The organism is [Clostridium] aerotolerans DSM 5434, assembly GCF_000687555.1.
Classification (GTDB): Bacteria; Bacillota; Clostridia; order Lachnospirales; family Lachnospiraceae; genus Lacrimispora; species Lacrimispora aerotolerans.
On record NZ_JHWJ01000019.1, the window covers coordinates 59,838 to 80,734 of the forward strand.

Sequence of the window (20,897 nt, forward strand, 5' to 3'; positions counted from 1 at the left end):
ATATCATATTATAATGCGTTTTTTACTGGCTCAGCGTTGGCAGCTGACCGGTAAAAGGCGCATTTTTTATGTAATTATTCCTCTCTGAAAGGTTCATACGGATTATCCGGCAGAAGGATTTTTGTATATACAACTTACCCTCAAACCAAAAAGCAAGTGATACAAGCAATATGATGAGAGAGCGAAAAAAATACAAAATAAAATCATACAAATGCAACAAAATAAATAAAAAAATCCAGGTATAAATGAAAAATCGCTATCATAATATAACGTGGGTAGTGACAAGATGTATGGAATCCAATCAATAGCAATTTTACGAAGAACGTAAATTGTATATACAAAAAAGCCATAGGAGGGGTAAATTGTTATGAAACGAAGAATTTTAAGTGTGATCCTGGGAGCCATGTTGGCGGTATCTTCCTTGTCAGGGTGCGGAGGTTCCAAAGCAGCCGCAACCACTGCAGCAGTTAATGAGGGCACCACCACAGCCGCCAAATCAGAGGAAGCCACACAAAATGCAGTCACAGAAGCAACAAAGGCAGCAGGAAAGGGAGGAAAGGTTGGAGTCGCCATGCCCACCCAGTCTTCCGAGCGCTGGATCAATGACGGCGCGAACATGAAGAAACAGCTGGAAGCACTTGGCTATGAAGTGGATCTCCAATATGCCGAAGATGATGTGCAGATGCAGGTATCCCAGATCGAGAACATGATTGCTTCCGGTGTAGAATGTCTGGTCATCGCCTCCATTGATTCCTCCGCTCTTGTCAATGTAGAAGAGCAGGCAAAGAATGCCGGCATTCCCATCATTGCCTACGACCGTCTCCTCATGGACACCGATGCCGTTTCCTATTATGCGACCTTTGATAACAAGGGCGTAGGAACAGTCATCGGTCAATACATAAAAGACACAAAGCAGCTGGATAAGGCAAAAGCAGAAGGAAAATCCTACACCATAGAATTCTTCATGGGTTCCCCGGATGATAACAATGCCTTATTCCTTTACAACGGTTTAATGGAAGTCTTAAAACCATATCTGGATGACGGCACACTGGTATGCGAGTCCGGCCGTACCTCCTTTGAAGATACCTGCATTCTCCGCTGGTCCCAGGAAACAGCCCAGCAGAACTGTGAAAACTACTTAACCGGCTTTTATGCAGATAAGAAGCTGGATATTGCAGCTACCGCCTTTGACGGATTTGCTTATGGCTGTAAGGCAGCCTTAGAGGGAGCTGGCTATAAGGTTGGAGTTGACTGGCCATTAGTTACCGGTCAGGACGCAGAGCTTATGGCAACCAAAAATATCATTTCCGGCTATCAGACCATGTCTATCTACAAGGATACAAGGCTTCTGGCAGAGAAATGCGTAAAGATGGTTCAGGCCGTATTAGAAGGTGCAGAACCGGAAATCAACGATACCAAGCAGTATAACAATGGGAAAATCGTCGTACCTTCTTATCTTTGCACACCGGTAGCGGTTGATAAAGATAACTATAAGAAGATTATTATTGACGGCGGCTATTACACCGAAGATCAGCTGTCTAAATAACAGGGAAGAAAAAACAGGCGGCGGCGGGAGAGCAGCCGTCTGTTTTTTATGATATAGGAGAGTTCTACGAACTCCCCTATATCATAAAAAGCACTCCCTGCAGGATGCACATGACGCTTAAGAGGAAGATGTCACTAAAGTGACGGCGCGTCAGCGCCAGAGTCTGATAAGTCAGACTCTTGTATCGGCCAAGAAGGAAAAGGAGCTGGGAAGATGTCCGATTATATATTGGAGATGAATCACATCACCAAAGAATTTTATGGAGTGAAGGCCTTAGATGACGTAAACATCAAGGTGAAAAGGGGAGAGATCCATGCGCTGTGCGGGGAAAATGGCGCTGGAAAATCCACACTCATGAATGTACTGTCAGGAGTCTATCCCTACGGCTCCTACAGCGGAGATGTTACATACAATGGAACCGTATGCCAGTTTCACAACATCAGGCAGAGCGAAGCAAAGGGAATCGTTATTATCCATCAGGAGCTGGCGCTCAGTCCCTATTTATCCATTGCAGAAAATGTATTTCTGGGAAATGAGCAACGAAAAGTAAAAGGCGTGGTGGACTGGACAAAGACCAATAAAAAGGCCCAGGAGATGTTAGAAAAGGTAGGCCTTGAAAATGAGAACTTAAACGCCCCGGTAAACACCCTTGGCGTAGGAAAGCAGCAGCTGATTGAGATCGCAAGAGCCATGGCAAAAGAGGTAGAGCTTTTAATCCTCGATGAGCCTACGGCAGCCCTTAACGATGAGGAGAGCAAACGCCTTCTATCCATTATGAAGGAGCTTCAAAAACAGGGAATCACCTGTATCATGATTTCTCATAAGCTGAATGAAATCAGTGCCATCGCAGATTCCATAACGGTAATCCGGGATGGAAAGACCATAGAGACTTTGGTAAAGGGAACCGATGACATCAGCGAGGACCGGATTATAAAAGGAATGGTAGGAAGAGAACTGACCAACCGCTATCCAATCAGAAGCAGCAGTATTGGTGAAAAGATGTTTGAAGTAGAAAACTGGAATGTGTTCCACCCCGAAGATCCGGGAAGACAGGTGATTAAGGATGTCTCCTTTCATGTAAAAGCCGGGGAAGTGGTAGGATTTGCAGGATTGATGGGAGCCGGACGAACAGAGCTTGCCATGAGCGTATTTGGCAGATCCTACGGCCAGAAGATAAGCGGAACCATAAAGATTAATGGAAAACAGGTCATCATCCGGAACGTTCAGGATGCCATTAATAACCGGCTGGCCTATGTCTCTGAGGACAGGAAAAGCTTTGGACTCATCCTCATTGACAGCGTCAGAGGCAATATGACTCTGGCTGCCCTCCGTAACTTCTTTTCCAAACGTGGGATTGTTAATAAAAACAGTGAGATTCTTGCTGCAGAAGAATATAAAAAACGAATCAACGTAAAGGCTTCCTCCATCAACCAGACGGTCAGCTCCCTTTCCGGAGGAAACCAGCAAAAGGTAGTCCTTGCAAAATGGATGCTCACCCAGCCAGATGTCCTCATCTTAGATGAGCCGACCAGAGGCATTGACATCGGAGCAAAGTACGAGATTTACTGCGTCATCAATGATCTGGCAAAGGCAGGAAAAGCGATCATAGTGATTTCATCGGAGCTTGAAGAGGTCATAGGAACCTGTGACCGGATCTATGTCATCAATGAAGGCCGCATCTCCGGTGAGATGTCAAAGGACGATGTATCCCAGGAAAAGATCATGAAATGCATCATGGCAGATAGCGGAAAGGAAGCGTAGAGATGGATAAGAAGAAAACAGTAAATATCAATATGAAAGAATATGGAATGATACTGGCTCTCATTGCAGTATTTCTCATCTTTTCGGTGATGACAGGCGGGAAAAATATGTCACCTGCCAACATCAATAACTTAATCATGCAGAACAGCTATATTGTCATTCTTGCAGTGGGAATGCTTCTGTGCGTATTAACAGGAAACATCGACCTTGGAGTCGGTTCCATCGTAGCCTTATGTGGTGCTTCTGTAGGAATCATGATCGTGGATTACAAGACCAGCATGTGGGTGGCAATCCTGGCTGCCATTGTCATAGGAGCCCTTTCCGGTATGTTCGTAGGCTTCTTTGTTTCCAAGCTGTCCATTCCGCCCTTTATCGTCACCCTGGCAACCATGCTTATGGGCAGAGGGCTTACCTACACTCTTTTAAAAGCCCAGACAAAAGGTCCCCTTCCTGCGGATTATACCTTTATTGGTGCCGGATTCCTTCCTACACTTAAGGTCAATATAGGGAAAGGTACCGTTGACTTAGTATCCATCGGGGTGGCCCTCATCGCCTTTGCCCTTATTATCTTCTTTGAGATGAAGAGTATAAAGACCAAGAAGAAATACGGATTTCCCGTGAATCCTCTTTGGCAGACAGCCTTAAAAATCGGTGTTATTTTCCTCATTGTCTGGTTCTTCTTTTACAAACTTTCCAGATACAATGGAATTCCTTTCGTCCTGGTCATTATGGGAGTCCTTGTTGCCCTTTATCATTTCATCACCAGCCGGACCGTGGCAGGACGCCAGATTTACGCCTTAGGAGGCAATGCAAAAGCAGCAAAGCTATCCGGTATCAATACGGATAAGGTTTATTTCTGGGTCTATACCAACATGGGAATTCTTTGTGCCATTGCAGGAATTGTTCTCTCTGCCCGTAATGCATCTGCAACGCCAAAAGCCGGAGACCAGTTTGAGCTTGATGCCATCGCTGCCTGCTATATCGGCGGAGCGGCCACCACCGGAGGCATAGGAACCATTATCGGGGCCGTGGTAGGAGCCTTTATCATGGGCATTTTAAACAATGGAATGTCCTTGTATGGCTGGTCCACGGATATTCAGAAGATTGTAAAAGGAGCCGTGCTTCTTGGTGCGGTTACGGTAGACTTATTATCGAAACGGAAAAAATAACCAAGGGGCAGTGAAGAGAGTATGGGGACACAGAAACCAAAATATATAGAAGTTGCTGACTGGGTGCTATCCCAAATTGAAAATGGTACATTTAAAGAGGGAGAGAGACTTCCGTCAGAGCACGAACTGTGTCTCCGGTTTCATTTAAATCGGCAGACCGTGCGCCACGCCATTGATGTATTGGAGCAAAAAAATCTGCTCACCCGGATTCAGGGAAGCGGCACCTATGTAGGTTCTGAGAGGCGGACGGACCGGCTGAAACGGTATTACAACATAGCAGTGGTCAGCACCTATGTGGACAGCTACATATTCCCTTCCGTGCTAAAGGGAATTGAGCAGATGCTCTCGAAGTCCGGATACACCATGCAAGTGGCATTTACGGGAAATCAGGTGGAACGGGAAGGGGAAATCCTTAGAAAGATCGTGGATAAGGGCATGATTGACGGCCTCATTGCGGAGCCAGCCAAAAGTGCCATCCCAAATCCCAATCTCCATTTTTATCAGCAGCTTAAGAAACAGGGAATCCCCGTTCTCTTCGTAAACAGCAAATATCAGACGCTGGATATGCCATACGTCTCCTTAAACGACGCCCAGGTAGGAGAAAAGGCAGCAGAATATCTGATCCGTGCAGGACATAGGAAGCTGGGCGGATTGTTTAAATGTGACGACGGTCAGGGACATTTAAGATATTTGGGCTTTATCCGGGCACTGGAAAAGGCCGGATTAAAGGCAGATGGGAGAAATGTTCTATGGATGGATTCTGAAAGCCAAACGGATATGGAGGTATGGTCCGATTATCTGTTTGAGAGGCTATCCGGCTGTACCGGTCTGGTCTGCTATAACGATGAGGTAGCATACCGCTTTGCTGCCATTTGCAAGGATAGGGGCATCCGGATTCCAGAGGACATATCCATTGTAGGAATTGATAATTCAGAGCTGTCTGTTATTGGAGAAGTTCCCATCACTTCCTTTCCTCACCCCATGGAGTCCCTTGGAAAAAAGGCGGCAAAAAATATGATTAAGCTCATTGAAAATCCCAGCTTCGAGGCAGGATACCTTTTTGATTCTGAGGTAGTGGAACGAAATTCCGTTAAAGTCATAAGCCCGGATAGACCGCTCATTTCTGGCTGAGAGAATCAACAGCTTAAGCTTTGCAGCAGAACACATGAAAGGAAGCTCCTTATGATGGCAGGTTACCCTGACCGCGTAAGAATGAGAGAAATCAGCTCATGTTATGAAGGTGATAAAACGGCTGTAAAAAAAGAGTCTGGCAATGAACTGACTCCCAAAAGTTAGACCTAAATATCTAACGATTGGGGTCACAACACTTGCCAGACTCTTTACTTTATCAATATTACTCCCGGAATCCTTTCATTATAAGATAGTAATAAGCGGCTCCCCAACCCGTACATGTTCTGCATCTGTTGGAATGATATCAGAAAAGCTGGAGAAATTGGAGATCAGAACAGGAGTCAGTATGGAGCAGCCTTCCTTTACAATGGCTTCCATATCAAACTTAAGGATTTCCTGTCCCTTGGTCACACGGCTTCCCACAGCAGTCAGGGGAGTAAAACCTCTTCCCTCCAGCTTTACCGTATCCATACCTACGTGAATCAGAATTTCAGCCCCATCTTCCGTAATCATACCAATGGCATGGCCGGTGGGAAATATGGCAGTTACAGTAGCATCAGCCGGTGCGTATAAGATTCCTTCTTCCGGCATAATAGCAATTCCTTTTCCCAAAGCACCCGATGAAAATGCGGCATCTTCCATTTCCTCAAGATAAACCGTTTTTCCCTTTAAAGGGCTTACAAGAGTTCTTGCTTTGCCGCCGCTTTGAGTATTTTCCGGTGAAGCATTGACAATTTTTTCTTTCACCACATCCTTATAAGTCAGGAAGCATAGAATAAAGGCCACCAAAGATGCTACCAATACACCTGCCGCTACCCATGGAATACTGGATGCATCATTATTGGCTGGATTAATATATGTGGTAAAACCAAAGATTCCAAGGGCACCAGACATGTATTTTTTAACATTTCCAAACCCGATAATCGCACCGCCGATGGAAGCAGCAATACAGGAAATGACAAATGGTTTTTTCTTTGGAAGAGAGATACCGTAGATGGCTGGTTCCGTAACTCCAAAGAAACCGGAAATCACAGCCGGAATACAAAGGCTTTTTAAGTTCTTGTCCTTTGTTCTTAACATAACGGCAAACACAACCGCTGTCTGTGCAAAGGAAGCGGCGAAATATGGCTGCATGAAGCTGTCAAAGCCCTGGGTGCTTAAGTTCATGATATAAATCGGTACAAGTCCCCAGTGAAGACCAAAGATAACAAGAACCTGCCAGAATGCGCCTACAATGGCACCTTCCAGTACCGGACTTGCATTATAAGCCGCCTGGGTCAAAAAGCCAATGACAGCTGCAATCGAATTGGCAACTGGTCCAACCAAAACAAAGGTAAGAGGAGCTGCGATTAAAAGAGTCATGGTAGGAACCAGGAAGTTTTTAATCACATCTGGAATGATACGCTTCCACATCTTCTCGATCTTTGAAGCAGCATATACCGAAAGCACGATGGGCACAACCGAAGAGGGGTAACCGCTTTTTGGCATAATAACCGGAATCTTTAAAAAGGTGGCATAGACATTTGACTCAAACATGCTTCCTGCAAAGAGCACCTGCTGTACATCCCCTGTGGTAAGAGCCACCACCTTGGGATACACCAGCGCGCAGCCAAGAGCAATTCCCGTAAATGGATTGAGACCAAATTTTTTAGAAGCAGTATAGCCTAAAATAACCGGCAGATAGTAGAAAAATCCATCTGCCACAGCATAAAGAAGCTGATAGGTCCCATCACTTGCGGAAAGTACATTTGTAAAGGTAAGAATAGCAAGAATACCTTTAATCAATCCAGTGGCACAGAACACGCCAAGAATTGGCTGGAATACTCCTGAAATTGTATCAATCAAAGCCGCAGAAAGCTTCTGATGCTTTTGGGGAGCCTCTGACTCATACTCTGAGGAGTCGCCTCCAAAGCCGCCGATTTCACAAACAACAGCATAAACATCTGGAACGTGATTTCCAATGACAACCTGATACTGTCCGCCGCTTTTCATAACAGTTACAATACCGTCGGTATTTTTAAGGATATCTGTATTTGCTTTTGATTCGTCCTTTAACTTAAACCTCAGTCTGGTAATACAGTGGGTCAGAGAAATAACATTGGATTTACCGCCTACATTTTGGATAATAATCCTTGCCAGTCCATCATATTTACTTGCCATATCTGTTTTCTCCTTTTTATGGTTTGTATTTCATAATCTATCTTTCCATCACGGGATTGGCCATGTCCGCAGTGATATTAAGCAGGGTCTAGTCGCCTCTATGTTCCTTAATAATTCTTCTGATATGTACCGTTAAATACATAAGCTCTTCGTCAGACAACACGTAATCCTTTTTTTTCTTCATATATGCCTCCACCTTTAACGCACACTGATAGGCTTCCTGATACTGGCGGTAGATCATATTGCAAAACTCCGGGTCACCGGTTTCGTAAAATTGTTTTCTCACCGCTCTCTGGACAAAGAATTTCAGATGGGTGACAAACCTTTCATATGACAGAGTCTCCTCATTGAGAGAGAGGGTAAAATGATACCGGACAATATTTAAGATATCCTGAATCATTCCGGTGATCTCAATAGACTGCTCCATATCCGTATCCAGCTCAGCATTGACAATATGAAGGGCAATGCTTCCGGCTTCATCCTCAGACAGCAGGATATTAAACCGTTCCTTTATAATTTCCAGGGCTTTTAATCCCACTAAAAATTCCTGATGATAAAACCGTTTGATCTCCCACAGAAGCGCATTCCTCACTTCAATTCCCAGCTTCTTACGCTCAAATGCAAAGTTCAAATGATCCGTCAGGGTAATGTAAATGCTGTCGTTTAACTTCTTATTCAACATATCCCTGGCACAGGAGATGATTTCACTGGCACACTGAATGTGCTCCTCGGGGATCTGGGAGAGCAGTTCAGTCAAGCGGCTGATTTCCTGAGTCCTTAAGGAAAATATTTTTGATATTTTGGATTCATCCACTTGACTGCCGGGCTTTACTGAAAAGCCGATTCCTTTTCCCATAAGCAAAATCTCTTCGCCATTGGTATCCCATGAGCTGATGATGTTATTTCCTAATACCTGTTTTACTTCCATAAGTCACCCCTATGTTCGATTGGTAAAAAAATAACTGGTCATATCTACACTTTGTCTATACAAAGATATAAATATGACCAGTTATGCCTGTAAAGTTCCCCACAGTTACACCTAGTCCCCAACTTTAATGAGTAAATATTAACATATAAAGTTGAGAATGTAAAGAATAAATTATAAAAATAGTACAAAAAAACCCTCATTTCCCGCCTTCAACCAATGGTGAGAAATCTGTTATTATAAATTCGTTGCCCTTGGAAGACTGAAGATAAATTCTGAACCAACCCCTTCGGTGCTGACCACATCAATATTCTCTCCATGAGACTGAATGATTTCCCGGACAATGGCAAGGCCTAAGCCCGTTCCTTTCTTATCCTTTCCCCTGGAAGAGTCTGTTTTATAAAAACGTTCCCAAATTTTCTTTATGCTTTCCTTAGGAATGCCGATTCCCGTATCTTTAATGGAAATAAATATCTTCTCATATTTCCCGGAAGCCTGAATGAGCACCGTTGAATCATGGTGACTGAACTTAATGGCATTGTCAATGAGGTTATAAAGGACCTGCTGTATTTTGCCTAAGTCGGCGTACACCATCTGAATGCTGTCAGAAAAGGTTAAATCAAAGGTGATATTCTTTTCATTGCATGTCCCTTCAAAGGAAGCCGCAGTGTCCTTAATGATCCGGTTAATATCAAAATTTGTCCGGTTTAAATAGCCCTTGCTGTCCAGGGAGTTAAGGGTCAGCATTCCCTGGGTCAATTTATTCAGACGCTCCGTTTCGGAGATCACCCGGTTTAAATATTTCTCATGCATTTCCGGTGGAATGGTCCCATCAAGGATTGCTTCCAGATACCCTTTAATGGAGGTGAGAGGCGATCTGAAGTCATGGGAGACATTGGCGATGAAGTTCTTTTGGTACTCCTCCATTTTATTTAGTTCATTGGACATGTAATTAAGAGTACCGGCAAGATAGCCCATCTCATCTCTGGTATTCACTCCGATATGATAGGTCAAGTTTCCCTGGGCGTATTCATTGGCACCGGCCGTGATTTTTTTCAGGGGCAGATACACGTTCTTTGTAAATACAAGGAGAATCACGAGGGACAGACCAAAAACAACGGCGGCCGTGATGTAGACAATGTTTAAAATATTATCCCGTTCTATCTGTAAATAAGACAAAGGAAGATGAATCACTACGTAGCCATAGGTCGTATAATTGCCAGTAATGGGAGCATGAACGCTGAGCACATCATAGGTAAATTCATTGTAATAATTTCCCGTAGTATAGTGCTTGTTCCCAAAGGTAACAGGGTCAAAGTTTTCTATGACCTCCCCTTTTTTCCCTTTTGCTTCACTGTCAGCCATAATCGTTCCCTGGCGTTCCACGATCCAAATCTGGGCATTTAAATAGCCAGCCAGCTTCACAAGCTCCGGATAAGAGGCAGTCACATTCATATCCTTTCCATGATACATTCCGCTGTAAGAGGAGGCAATCTGGTTTGCCTCATCATACAGGTTTTCAGAATAGCGTTTTAATAAGTATTGATTTGTTATCTCTGATGAAAATGTAGCGATGGTAATAAATCCAAGGAGACCAAATAAAAGATAGCCAAGGATAAATTTTGTATAAAGAGAATGGCTCATTTAGCGCTTCACCTCAAACTTATACCCGATTCCCCAGACCGTAGAAAGCGACCAGCCAGAATGATCTTTGATCTTTTCCCGTAGACGCTTGATATGAACATCAACCGTTCTGGTGTCCCCAATGTATTCATACCCCCAGATGTGATCCAGGAGCTGTTCTCTGGTAAACACCTGATTGGGAGAGGCGGCTAAAAAGTATAACAATTCCAGTTCCTTTGGAGGCATCTCAATGGAATGTCCCATATAGATAACAGAATAATTGGTAAGATTCACAATTAAATCCGGATACTCTACATAATCCCCCTGTTGATCCGTATGGGAGGAGGAAGGAGAGGGCATGGTCTGGTAACGCCTTAAGACCGCCTTTACCCTGGCTACCAGCTCCTTGGAGTCAAAGGGCTTAATCATATAGTCATCGGCTCCAAGCTCAAGGCCAAGAACCTTGTCAAAGACCTCACCCTTGGCAGAGAGCATGATAATAGGAATCTGGGACTGGGAACGGATTCTCTGGCATACCTGATAGCCGTCCATGCCTGGCAGCATTAAGTCAAGAAGAACAAGGTTTGGCTTAAATTCCGGAAAGACACGGAGAGCTTCCTCTCCGTCCCCAACAATTTCCGTGTCATAGCATTCTTTTATTAAATATAAGGAGATCAATTCTGCAATGTTGCTGTCATCATCTACAATCAATATCCGCTGTTTCTCTGCCATAATAGACTCCATTTCTACTCTTATTTGAATGAAACAATGGTTACTCCGGAATCCCCTTCTCCAAAGGCGCCGAGGCGGAATTCCTTTACATATTTAAGCTTTTTTAAATGCTTATGAACTGCAGCCTTTAACGCTCCGGTTCCCCGTCCGTGAACCACTCTTACCTGAGGCAGATGAGCCAGATAAGCATCATCTAAATACTTGTCAAGCTGTGGAATGGCCTCATCTGTTGTCATGCCGATGAGATTAATTTCCGGTGAGATGGAGAAGGACTTGGACATTCGGGTAGAACTGCTTCCACTTCCCCCTTGTCTCGTACCGTTTTTGCCTCCTGATGAAGAGACAGAGTCCTCCTGTAAAAGCTCAAGATCAGATAAATTCACAAGGGATCTTAAAATACCCATCTGAACGTATAAATCCCCTTTGGCGTTAGGAAGAGAGCTGACGGTACCATTTAAATTCATACTAAGCACCTTGACTCCTTCTCCAAGCTTTAGCTTTTTCGGATCGATTCCCTTTGTTTGCCGGCTTTTCTCCTTTTTAAGGGTGAGAGAAGCATCCACATCCTGAAGCTTTCCACGTAACCGGCTCCGCTCTGCCTCTAATTCCTTGCTGATTCCAGAATCGCTTGACAGCTTGTTGATCTGGCGGATGGTCTGGTCAGCGGTATCCTTAGCATCCCGTAAGATTTTCTGAGCTTCTTCCTTGGCAGTACGGATCATCTTATCCCGCTGCTCGTCTAACCGCTCCTCTTTTTGGGTCAGCCTGGTCTTAAGCTGTTCCACCTCCCGCTTATAGGATTCAATCTGGATCCGTTCCTTTTCAATGGTAATACGGTTCTCCTCCAAATGAGCCAGAAGGTCCTCAAAGGTCTCATCCTTTGCTTCCAGATGAGTCTTAGCATCCTCGATGATGTAATCCGGAAGTCCCAGCTTTTTGGAAATAGCAAAAGCGTTACTTTTTCCCGGAACACCGATTAAGAGACGGTAGGTAGGCTTTAGCGTTTCTACATCAAATTCACAGCAGGCATTTTCCACTCCCGGAGTTGTTAAGGCAAATACCTTAAGCTCGCTGTAATGGGTGGTAGCCATGGTACGGCATTTCATGTTGTGAAGGAATGACAATATGGAAATGGCAAGTGCAGCACCTTCCGTAGGATCGGTTCCTGCGCCGAGCTCATCGAATAAACAAAGAGAGCGGCTGTCTGCCTGTCCCAGGATCTGGACAATATTTGTCATATGAGAGGAAAAAGTACTCAGACTCTGTTCAATGCTCTGTTCGTCTCCGATATCAGCAAAGACCTCATCAAACACAGCCAGCTCTGATCCGTCAAAGGCTGGAATGTGAAGGCCAGATTGTCCCATAAGGGTGAATAGCCCCACAGTCTTAATGGAAACGGTCTTACCACCAGTATTAGGACCTGTTACGATTAATAAGTCAAAATCCCGGCCCAGGTGAATGGTGATAGGAACGACCTTTTGAGGGTCAAGAAGAGGATGGCGTCCATCTTTAATATGAACCAGTCCCTTCGTATTAAATACAGGCTCGCTTCCCTTGTAATGCTTAGAAAGAGCCGCCTTTGCAAAGATAAAGTCCAGCTTAGCCAGGGTGATATAATCCGTTTCAAGCTCTTCTAAATAAGGCATAAGCTGATTGCTTAAATCAGCCAGTATCATCTCGATTTCCTTCTGTTCCTGAATTTCCTGGGTGCGAAGCTCGTTATTCAGCTTTACGATTGCCATAGGTTCGATAAAGAGGGTGGAACCAGTGGAAGACTGGTCATGGACCATACCGGAGACCTGGGACTTGTGTTCTGATTTAACAGGCAGACAGTAACGGCCGTCTCTCATGGTAATTACAGCATCCTGAAGATAAGACCGGTTGGAATTTAAAATAGAATTTAACTGGGTATGAATTTTTTCGTTAATCGACCGCATCTGCCGTCTGACCTTGTGAAGTCCCGGACTAGCGTCGTCGCTGACTTCCTCCTCTGAGATAATGCAGCGTTTGATTTCTGTGTTTACCGGAGTTAAAGGCTCTAACAACCGGAAGAATTCCTCCAGGGAATCCTCTGGAAGCTCTGACTCCTCATGGCGCCCATAAGCCTTAGCACGGGCGGATATGGTTAACAGGGAACTGATGGCAAGTATTTCAATGATGCCAAGGGAGCTTCCCACCTCCAGACGCTTGATGGAAGGACGAATATCTTTCACTCCGTTAAATGAAATATTCCCCTTCTGACGGACTCTTGAAACTGCATCTGTGGTTTCTGCCTGGGCCTGTACGATTTCCTGGTAATCCGTAGAGGGAACCAGGTGTTTGCACAGCTCTTTTCCTGCGTCAGAGGTTGCATATTCTGTAAGAGTTCCAATGATTTTATGGTATTCTAACGTTTTTAATGCTTTCTGATTCATATATTTACCTTTTTCATAACTTTCTTTCCAAATGTTGACCTTTGTACCGTTTACAGTATAGCATACGTGAGATAAAAACTGCAATCCTCAGGATGTTTTTCATGGCCTTAAAGCCCCTGTTTTTCGGGTTTCGTAGGTTTTTCTTGCATTAAGACAGGAAGAACCTTATAATAGTAGGTAGGTCTTCTGCAAAGGAGGGTAAGTATGCCGGATCATAACGGGCCAGATGATAAAAAGACGGAGCCCCGTCGGTTTATTAACGAAAAAATAGTCAAGCAGCCTATGTCAAAGGAAGATATTTTAAAAAGGTCTCTGGGTTTTTTGGCGACTGCAGCTGTTTTCGGATTTGTTGCGGCGGTTACATTTGTCATATCAAGACCAGTTGCTGAAAGGTGGTTCGTAAGAGAAGCCACCACGGAAGGTACTCCGGTAACCATACCCAAGGATGACCCTGAGGCAGTGTCTTCAGAGGCTTTAGCAGCCTCTACGGAGGCCCAGACAGAACCCATCGAGGATATCTTAAAATCTGCCATGGAGAAGTATCCATTTTCTATGGAAGATTTAAACACCCTTTATGGAAACATGAAAACATTGGTTCAAAAGGCGGACAAAGGTATTGTTACGGTTCATTCTGTTAAAACTCAGAAAGACTGGTTTAACAATCCAGTGGAGAATTCAGGTCTCTATGCAGGCGTGATTACAGCCTTTGCCAATCAGGAGCTTCTGGTGCTCACACCGGAAGGTGCGGTTGAGGATGCAGATGCCATTCGTGTGGCATTTACAGACGGAACCGAGGTACAGGGAACCATTAAGCAGAGAGATAAGCTTTCCGGAATGGCAATTGTCAGCGTGTCCACGGAGGGCCTTGGAAGGGCGCTCTTAGAAGAAATCAAAGCCCTTGAGCTTGGAAATTCCTATTCTGTGAAGCAGGGAGATTTAGTCATTGCCATTGGCGGTCCCGCAGGCATGGTTCATTCCTCGGGGTACGGATTTATTTCCTATATTACAAAGAATGTTCAGGTTACAGATGGTATGACCCGTGTCCTTTATACGGATGTAAAGGGGAATGCAGGAACAGGAACCTTTCTTATGAATACGTCGGGCCAGATCATCGGCTGGACAACGGATGAATATAAGAATGAAGGAAATACAAATATGACTGCTGCTATGGCCATTTCCGATTACAAGAATATTTTGGAAAAGATCAGTAACGGAGAGGCATATCCATACTTTGGAATCAAAGGCCAGGAAGTCAGTGCCGCCATGAACAGCAGCGGAATGCCGCTGGGAGTTTATGTAGTGGAGGTCAATGCGGACAGTCCAGCCTACAACGCCGGAATCCAGTGCGGTGACATCATTACCTCCATGGGAGGAGATACCATTGTCACCATGAAGGATTTTCAGATTTTATTGGAAAAATCCACCCCCGGACAGGTCATACCTGTCACGGTTTCCCGAAGCGGAAGGGAAGAATATAAAAAGATACAATTTCAGGTAACCATCGGAGCCAGGTGATCTTCCTGGCTCTCCTTGTTACCTGAGTCAAATGTGGAGGAAATAAATGAGATATATAGAATCATTCCGTGAAGGAATGCATGTTTCAGATGTGTATTTATGTAAAAACAGACAGGTTTGCCTGACAAAATCAGGAAAAGAGTACGGCAATGTAATTCTTCAGGATAAGACAGGAACCATTGATGCCAAGATATGGGATTTGAATTCTCCTGGAATCGGCAATTTTGAATCCATGGATTACGTTTTCATTGATGCAGATGTTACCGTATTCCAGAATTCCAATCAGCTTAACATCAAGCGTGCCCGCAAAGCAGAAGAAGGGGAATATGTGCCTGGGGATTATCTGCCTGTTTCCACGAAAGACATTGGACTCATGTACGAAGAGCTCCTTGGCTTTATAAAGTCCTTAAAGAATCCTTACTTAAAGAAGCTCTTAGAAAGCTTTTTTGTAGAGGATGCTTCATTTGCCAAGGCATTTCAATTCCATTCCGCAGCGAAAAGTGTTCATCATGGGTTTGTAGGAGGACTGTTAGAGCATACCTTAAGCGTAGTAAAGCTGTGTGACTACTATGCAGGATATTATCCTCTGATCAACCGGGATCTCCTTTTAACTGCAGCGATGTTCCACGATGTGGGTAAAACAAAGGAATTGTCAGCATTTCCGGAAAATGATTATACCGACGACGGACAGCTATTAGGCCACATCATCATCGGAACCGAGATGATCAGTGAGAGAATGAAAACCATTCCAGGATTTCCGGAAAAGACTGCAACGGAGCTTAAGCACTGCATTCTGGCTCACCATGGGGAACTGGAATACGGCTCACCGAAAAAACCGGCGATTATAGAAGCGCTTGCTCTTAATTTTGCAGATAATACGGATGCAAAGATGGAAACCATGATCGAAGTGTTAAAAGGAGCAGGCGATAACAGTGGCTGGCTTGGTTTTAACCGTCTCATGGACACAAATATCAGAAAGACGACAGAATAAGCGCCGTTTTTACCATATGGCGTTAGTAAGGCAGAGGGTTGAAATTATTTCATCCTCTGTTTTTCGATTCCGGAAAAATTTTTTTAGAATTTCTTTCGGTTTCTCTGTCAATCATTTTAAGAATGGTTCTTTATCCTAATAATATTAAGATCGTGGGTCAATGAACATTTCGCCAAAAAACGCAGGTAGGGCACTGCAGCTTTTGCGGGTGCCAGAAAATATCAGAATAGGTCAAGGAGGAAAGATAGCATGGAAGCAAATCACATTTTGTTAGTGGAAGATGATAAAGAAATCCGAGAAGGAGTGGAAATATACTTAAGAAGCCAGGGATATGAAGTGTTCCAGGCGGCTGACGGGTTAGAAGGGCTTAAGATTCTTGATAAGGAAGAGATTCACCTGGCAATCGTTGATGTGATGATGCCCAGAATGGATGGAATCACTATGACCGTAAAGCTGAGAGAAAAATACGATTTTCCTGTCATCATTTTATCCGCCAAATCAGAAGAAGTGGATAAGATCATGGGGCTTAATATCGGTGCGGATGATTACGTATCCAAGCCATTTACCCCAATGGAGCTGTTAGCCAGGGTCAATTCCCAGTTAAGACGGTATAAAAAGTATATGGATATGCTGGAAGCAAAGGAAGAGAAGGAACGAAGCAATGTCTATGTCATCGGAGGACTGGAGCTTAACGAGGACACGGTAGAGGTGTTCGTAGATGAGAAGTCGGTAAAGTTAACTCCCATTGAATTTAAGATTCTAGCTCTTCTTATGAAAAATCCCGGAAGAGTTTTTTCGGCAGAAGAGATATACGAAAGAGTCTGGAACGAACGTGCCATTAATACAGATACCATTATGGTGCATGTAAGAAAGATCCGGGAGAAGATTGAGATAGATCCTAAGGAACCAAAATATCTAAAGGTGGTGTGGGGAGTTGGATACAAAATTGAAAAGCAGGCATAAGATCAGCATACTTCTGGCAATCGTTGTCATCGTATCCGCTGCCGCCGTCATGGTAGGACTCTATCCCTTTTTTAAGAATGAGTCCGCCAGATACGAGGAGCCGGTATATCAGCAGCAGACATTTTTAAAATATCTTGTATATGGAAATTATGTACTTTCCATGGAACAGGCCCGTAATAATCAAGGTGATATTATATCCCCTTTTCAGTTTTTCTTCCCCAAAGCAGCAGAGGAGATGAAAAATCAGACAGAGGAATCCGTGGCCGCAGAGGAGACAAATCAGGTGGAATCGGTTGTTCAGGATGAAGCAATCGAGAATGAAATTACAGCGGATTTAAATGGGGGTGAAAGTGGAACCCGTTCTGAATATTTATCCCATTTGCGCCAGAAGACAATGCGCAGCTACAATAACTGGAAAAACTGCTTTGACAGCATAAGAAACTCTCTGGATTACCAGATTCTCAATGAAAAGGGACAGGTGATATCCGACCACTCCGGTGGAAAGACCATACTGGGCAATGATACGTATGAGTTCCAGACCGTACTTCAGTACGACGGCATGGGCAGAATGGAAGTTGTCTCCATTCACGGAGACAATACAGCCAGGCTTCTCACGCTTTTGCAGGATTTTGGGGATAAGGATCCTATGATGGAGGATTATTGGGAACAGTATTTATATGAACCGGATCTAAGGCTTCAAAATCCTAAAAATATAACTATCACCTACGGAATGACAAAAGAACAGATTACTGCTTTTAAGGAAACCGCCGCTGGCTTTTCCGACACTTACAATGATTCCGACAGCATTCTGAAAATATTTGTAGGACTCATCTGTGCTGTTACCGTTCTTGCATTCCTGTTCTCCTTCCTGGATGTGACATTGCCAGACAGCAGCCGGATTTTCAGAACTCCATTTGAAATCGTAGCAGGTGTGGGCTGTGGCGGAGTTGCTTTTGGTGCCGGCCTTACCAATCTTGTCATTGTTACCAATCAGGGAGATTTATTTGAAACCCTTCTGCGGGCCAATTTTCTTCCCGGTGTAGCTGGGATCATGGTAAAGGTATGGAACCTCCTTTGGTGGTCACTGCCTTTTGCAGTCGTCTACTGGGCAGTTTTGTGCCTGCGGGATGTGCTTAGTATTGGTATCAAACGTTACCTTAGAGAACGTACTTTAATCGGCTGGTTCTGTGGCTGGTTAAAGATGATATGTATTAAAGTCTACCATTATGTAGGAGACATTAATTTAAAGGAACAGTCAGATAAGACCATATTCCGTATTGTTGGAGTTAACTTTCTTATCCTTGCGATTCTCTGCAGCCTGTGGTTTTTTGGAATTGGAGCACTATTCTTTTATTCCATTCTTTTATTCTTTATTATGAGGAAGTATTACAGAGACCTAAGTGGGAAATACAGAGTGCTTTTAAGGGCCACCAACCAGATCGCGGAAGGAAACTTAGAGGTGTCCATAGAGGAGGATCTAAGTGTGTTCGAACCATTTAAAAAGGAGATTCAGAAGATACAAAGTGGGTTTAAAGTTGCGGTTGATGAGGAAGTGAAAAGCCAGAAGCTTAAAACGGACTTGATCAGCAACATGTCTCACGACTTAAAGACACCTCTGACAGCCATCATCACCTATGTCAATCTCCTAAAGGATGAAAGGGTGACACCGGAACAGCGAAAGGCTTATATTGATATTCTGGAACAGAAGTCCATGCGCTTGAAGTCCCTGATTGAAGACCTTTTTGAGATCAGCAAGGCCAACAGTAATAATGTGACCCTGAATCTGGAAGAGGTGGATATTGTCAGCCTCCTAAAGGAAGTCAGCCTGGAATTAAGCGATAAAATTGAAGAATCCACCATTGATTTTCGCTGGAATCTGCCGGATGAAAAAATAGTTCTTCCCTTAGATGGTCAGAAAACCTACCGCATCTTTGACAACCTTTTGACCAATATCATAAAATATGCCATGCCAAATACCAGGGCTTATATTGATATGAAAAAGGAAGACGGATTTGTGGTAATCAGCCTTAAGAATGTTTCTGCTGCAGAGCTATCCTTTAATCCCAATGAGATTACAGAGCGATTCGCCAGAGGAGACCAGTCCAGGAATACGGAAGGCTCAGGCCTTGGAATGGCTATTGCAAAAAGCTTTGTGGAGCTTCAGAATGGAAAGCTTTTTGTAGAAATCGAGGCAGATTTATTCCGCGTCAGCATACGTTGGCCGGTGGAATAGGATATAATTTTTAAAAGTATAAATAAAAAAGAAAATATTTTCATAAATTCTTGAAAACCCTGTCAGAACTGGTATACTAAAGAAAAGAGTGTATCGTGTGAAGGGAGGATAAGAATTATGATCATACAAAGCAAACGTATTTGGATCGGGGGACAGTTTATTCCAGCACAGTTACAGGTGGAAGGTAAAAAGATTGAAGCAGTTTATGAATATGGGAAAATGGTGGTGGATGCTGATTATGGCAGAGACCGGATCGTTCCTGGATTTATTGATATTCATACCCATGGTGCCTATGGGTATGATACCAATGATGGAGAGGCGGATGGGCTTCGTGAGTGGATGAAGCGGATTCCGGAAGAGGGAGTTACGTCGATCTTGCCGACTACAGTGACTCAGGTTCCTGAGGTGCTTTTAAAGGCGGTTTCCAATGTTGCGGATGTGGCGGAAGGTGAGTATGAAGGGGCTGAGATTCTTGGAATTCATTTTGAGGGACCATATCTTGATACGAAATACAAGGGGGCTCAGCCTCCTGAGGCTATTGCCAAAGCAACTATAGCAGAATTTCAGGGATACCAGGAGGCAGCCAGGGGGCTGATTCGATATATTACTCTTGCTCCGGAGCATGATGCAGGGTTTGAACTGACCAGGTATTTATGCAGGAACGGGGTGGTGGTTAGTATGGGACATTCCTCTGCCTCCTATGATCAGGCTTTGATGGGAATTGCTAACGGAGCGATATCTATGACTCATGTTTATAATGGGATGACTCCTTATCATCATAGGAATCCCGGGCTGGTGGGAACAGCGTTTCGGGTCAGGGATATTTATGGTGAGATTATTTGTGACGGGTGCCATTCTCATGTGGCGGCGCTTAATAACTTCTTTACAGCCAAGGGAAGAGAGTATGGCATTATGGTCAGCGATTCTCTTCGGGCAAAGCATTGTCCGCCGGGAGGGGAATATAAGCTGGGAGGCCATGATGTTGAGATTCGGGATAATGGGTTGGCATATTTAAAGGGGACGGAGACGATTGCTGGAAGTACCCTGAATATGAACCGGGGGCTTCAGATTTTGGTGGAGGAAGCTATGGTTCCGTTTGATACTGCGCTGAATTCCTGTACGTTAAATCCGGCAAGGTGTTTGAGGGTTGATGACAGGAAGGGACGTTTGGCAGCAGGGTATGATGCGGATCTGGTGGTGCTTTCGGATTCTTATGATGTGGTTCAGACTTATTGTCGAGGAAATGCTATGTTATGATAGGCAGGCTGGGCAGCAGGCGCGAGGGGGCGTCGATTGCCCAGTTTTTATGGCTCTTTGTCAATAGTTTGGGTGGGATTGGAAGGAATAAATGATAAAAGATTAAAAGAGGATGTTTCGGGAGCTAGTCCGCAGTGCCAAGCTCGAGGGAGAATCCCAAAGTTTGTGTAAACTTTCAAACTGATGTAAAATAAAATTACTCAGTTTGGAGGTTTTATTTTATGGCAAAAAGAAGAAGGGACGAGTCTCCCGAAAGACAGGCACTACGTGAAATGATGAATGGATATCTGAAAGAAAATCCAGTTAAGAATGGAACAGATGTCAATGGTCTCATGAGAGAAATGATGTCTGTCATCCTGGAAGGTAGTCTGGATGGTGAAATGGAGGAGGAACTTGGTTACTCCAAGTACGATTTCCGTAACAAAGAAACAGATAATAGCAGGAATGGTTATAACTCAAAAACATTACATACTAGTT

At 44.1% G+C, this 20,897-nt stretch carries 15 protein-coding genes; 10 read left to right on the plus strand and 5 right to left on the minus strand.

What is annotated here, in order from left to right:
• Nucleotides 1–367: 367 nt before the first annotated feature.
• The 4 genes from chvE (at nt 368) to T546_RS0120360 (ending at nt 5,607) form a co-directional block, all read left to right on the plus strand.
• Entirely contained in the window at nt 368–1,546 is a 1,179-nt protein-coding gene (gene chvE, locus T546_RS0120345; protein WP_026893210.1) for a multiple monosaccharide ABC transporter substrate-binding protein, read from the plus strand.
• Between the two features lie 213 nt (nt 1,547–1,759).
• Nucleotides 1,760–3,307 carry a multiple monosaccharide ABC transporter ATP-binding protein gene (mmsA, locus tag T546_RS0120350; RefSeq protein WP_026893211.1) on the plus strand — a complete coding sequence of 516 codons (1,548 nt, stop codon included), beginning with the start codon at nt 1,760–1,762 and terminating at the stop codon, nt 3,305–3,307.
• 2 nt (nt 3,308–3,309) lie between these two features.
• The gene (gene mmsB, locus T546_RS0120355; protein WP_026893212.1) at nt 3,310–4,476 is read left to right on the plus strand and encodes a multiple monosaccharide ABC transporter permease; all 1,167 of its coding nucleotides are present in this window, start codon (nt 3,310–3,312) and stop codon (nt 4,474–4,476) included.
• Between the two features lie 21 nt (nt 4,477–4,497).
• Entirely contained in the window at nt 4,498–5,607 is a 1,110-nt protein-coding gene (locus tag T546_RS0120360; RefSeq protein ID WP_026893213.1) for a GntR family transcriptional regulator, read from the plus strand.
• Nucleotides 5,608–5,850: 243 nt separating this feature from the next.
• Here the strand turns inward: T546_RS0120360 and T546_RS0120370 are convergent, their stop codons facing one another.
• The 5 genes from T546_RS0120370 to T546_RS0120390 form a co-directional block, all read right to left on the minus strand.
• Nucleotides 5,851–7,767 (minus strand): beta-glucoside-specific PTS transporter subunit IIABC, encoded by a 1,917-nt coding sequence (locus T546_RS0120370; protein ID WP_026893214.1) that lies wholly within the window; start codon nt 7,765–7,767, stop codon nt 5,851–5,853.
• Nucleotides 7,768–7,855: 88 nt separating this feature from the next.
• The gene (licT, locus tag T546_RS0120375; protein ID WP_026893215.1) at nt 7,856–8,695 is read right to left on the minus strand and encodes a BglG family transcription antiterminator LicT; all 840 of its coding nucleotides are present in this window, start codon (nt 8,693–8,695) and stop codon (nt 7,856–7,858) included.
• Between the two features lie 234 nt (nt 8,696–8,929).
• Nucleotides 8,930–10,336 (minus strand): sensor histidine kinase, encoded by a 1,407-nt coding sequence (locus T546_RS0120380; RefSeq protein WP_026893216.1) that lies wholly within the window; start codon nt 10,334–10,336, stop codon nt 8,930–8,932.
• Nucleotides 10,337–11,047 (minus strand): response regulator transcription factor, encoded by a 711-nt coding sequence (locus tag T546_RS0120385; protein WP_024838210.1) that lies wholly within the window; start codon nt 11,045–11,047, stop codon nt 10,337–10,339. It abuts the gene before it with no gap.
• A 20-nt stretch (nt 11,048–11,067) separates the two neighbouring features.
• A complete protein-coding gene (locus T546_RS0120390; RefSeq protein ID WP_026893217.1) occupies nt 11,068–13,461 on the minus strand; it encodes an endonuclease MutS2 in 2,394 nt (797 codons plus the stop codon).
• Between the two features lie 204 nt (nt 13,462–13,665).
• Between T546_RS0120390 and T546_RS0120395 the strand changes: the two genes are divergently transcribed.
• The 6 genes from T546_RS0120395 to T546_RS0120425 form a co-directional block, all read left to right on the plus strand.
• Nucleotides 13,666–14,976, plus strand: coding sequence for a S1C family serine protease (locus tag T546_RS0120395; RefSeq protein WP_026893218.1), 1,311 nt, complete (start codon nt 13,666–13,668; stop codon nt 14,974–14,976).
• A gap of 46 nt (nt 14,977–15,022) precedes the next feature.
• On the plus strand, nt 15,023–15,967 hold the full coding sequence (locus tag T546_RS0120400; RefSeq protein ID WP_026893219.1) for a 3'-5' exoribonuclease YhaM family protein: 945 nt from the start codon (nt 15,023–15,025) through the stop codon (nt 15,965–15,967).
• Nucleotides 15,968–16,216: 249 nt separating this feature from the next.
• Nucleotides 16,217–16,930, plus strand: a complete 714-nt coding sequence (locus T546_RS0120405; protein ID WP_026893220.1) for a response regulator transcription factor — start codon at nt 16,217–16,219, stop codon at nt 16,928–16,930.
• The gene (locus tag T546_RS0120410) at nt 16,902–19,163 is read left to right on the plus strand and encodes a sensor histidine kinase (RefSeq protein WP_026893221.1); all 2,262 of its coding nucleotides are present in this window, start codon (nt 16,902–16,904) and stop codon (nt 19,161–19,163) included. Before T546_RS0120405 ends, T546_RS0120410 begins: the two co-directional genes overlap by 29 nt.
• 117 nt (nt 19,164–19,280) lie before the next feature.
• On the plus strand, nt 19,281–20,420 hold the full coding sequence (nagA, locus tag T546_RS0120415; RefSeq protein ID WP_026893222.1) for an N-acetylglucosamine-6-phosphate deacetylase: 1,140 nt from the start codon (nt 19,281–19,283) through the stop codon (nt 20,418–20,420).
• A 221-nt stretch (nt 20,421–20,641) separates the two neighbouring features.
• The coding region (locus T546_RS0120425; RefSeq protein WP_026893223.1) for a transposase at nt 20,642–20,897 on the plus strand (256 nt) is incomplete at its 3' end.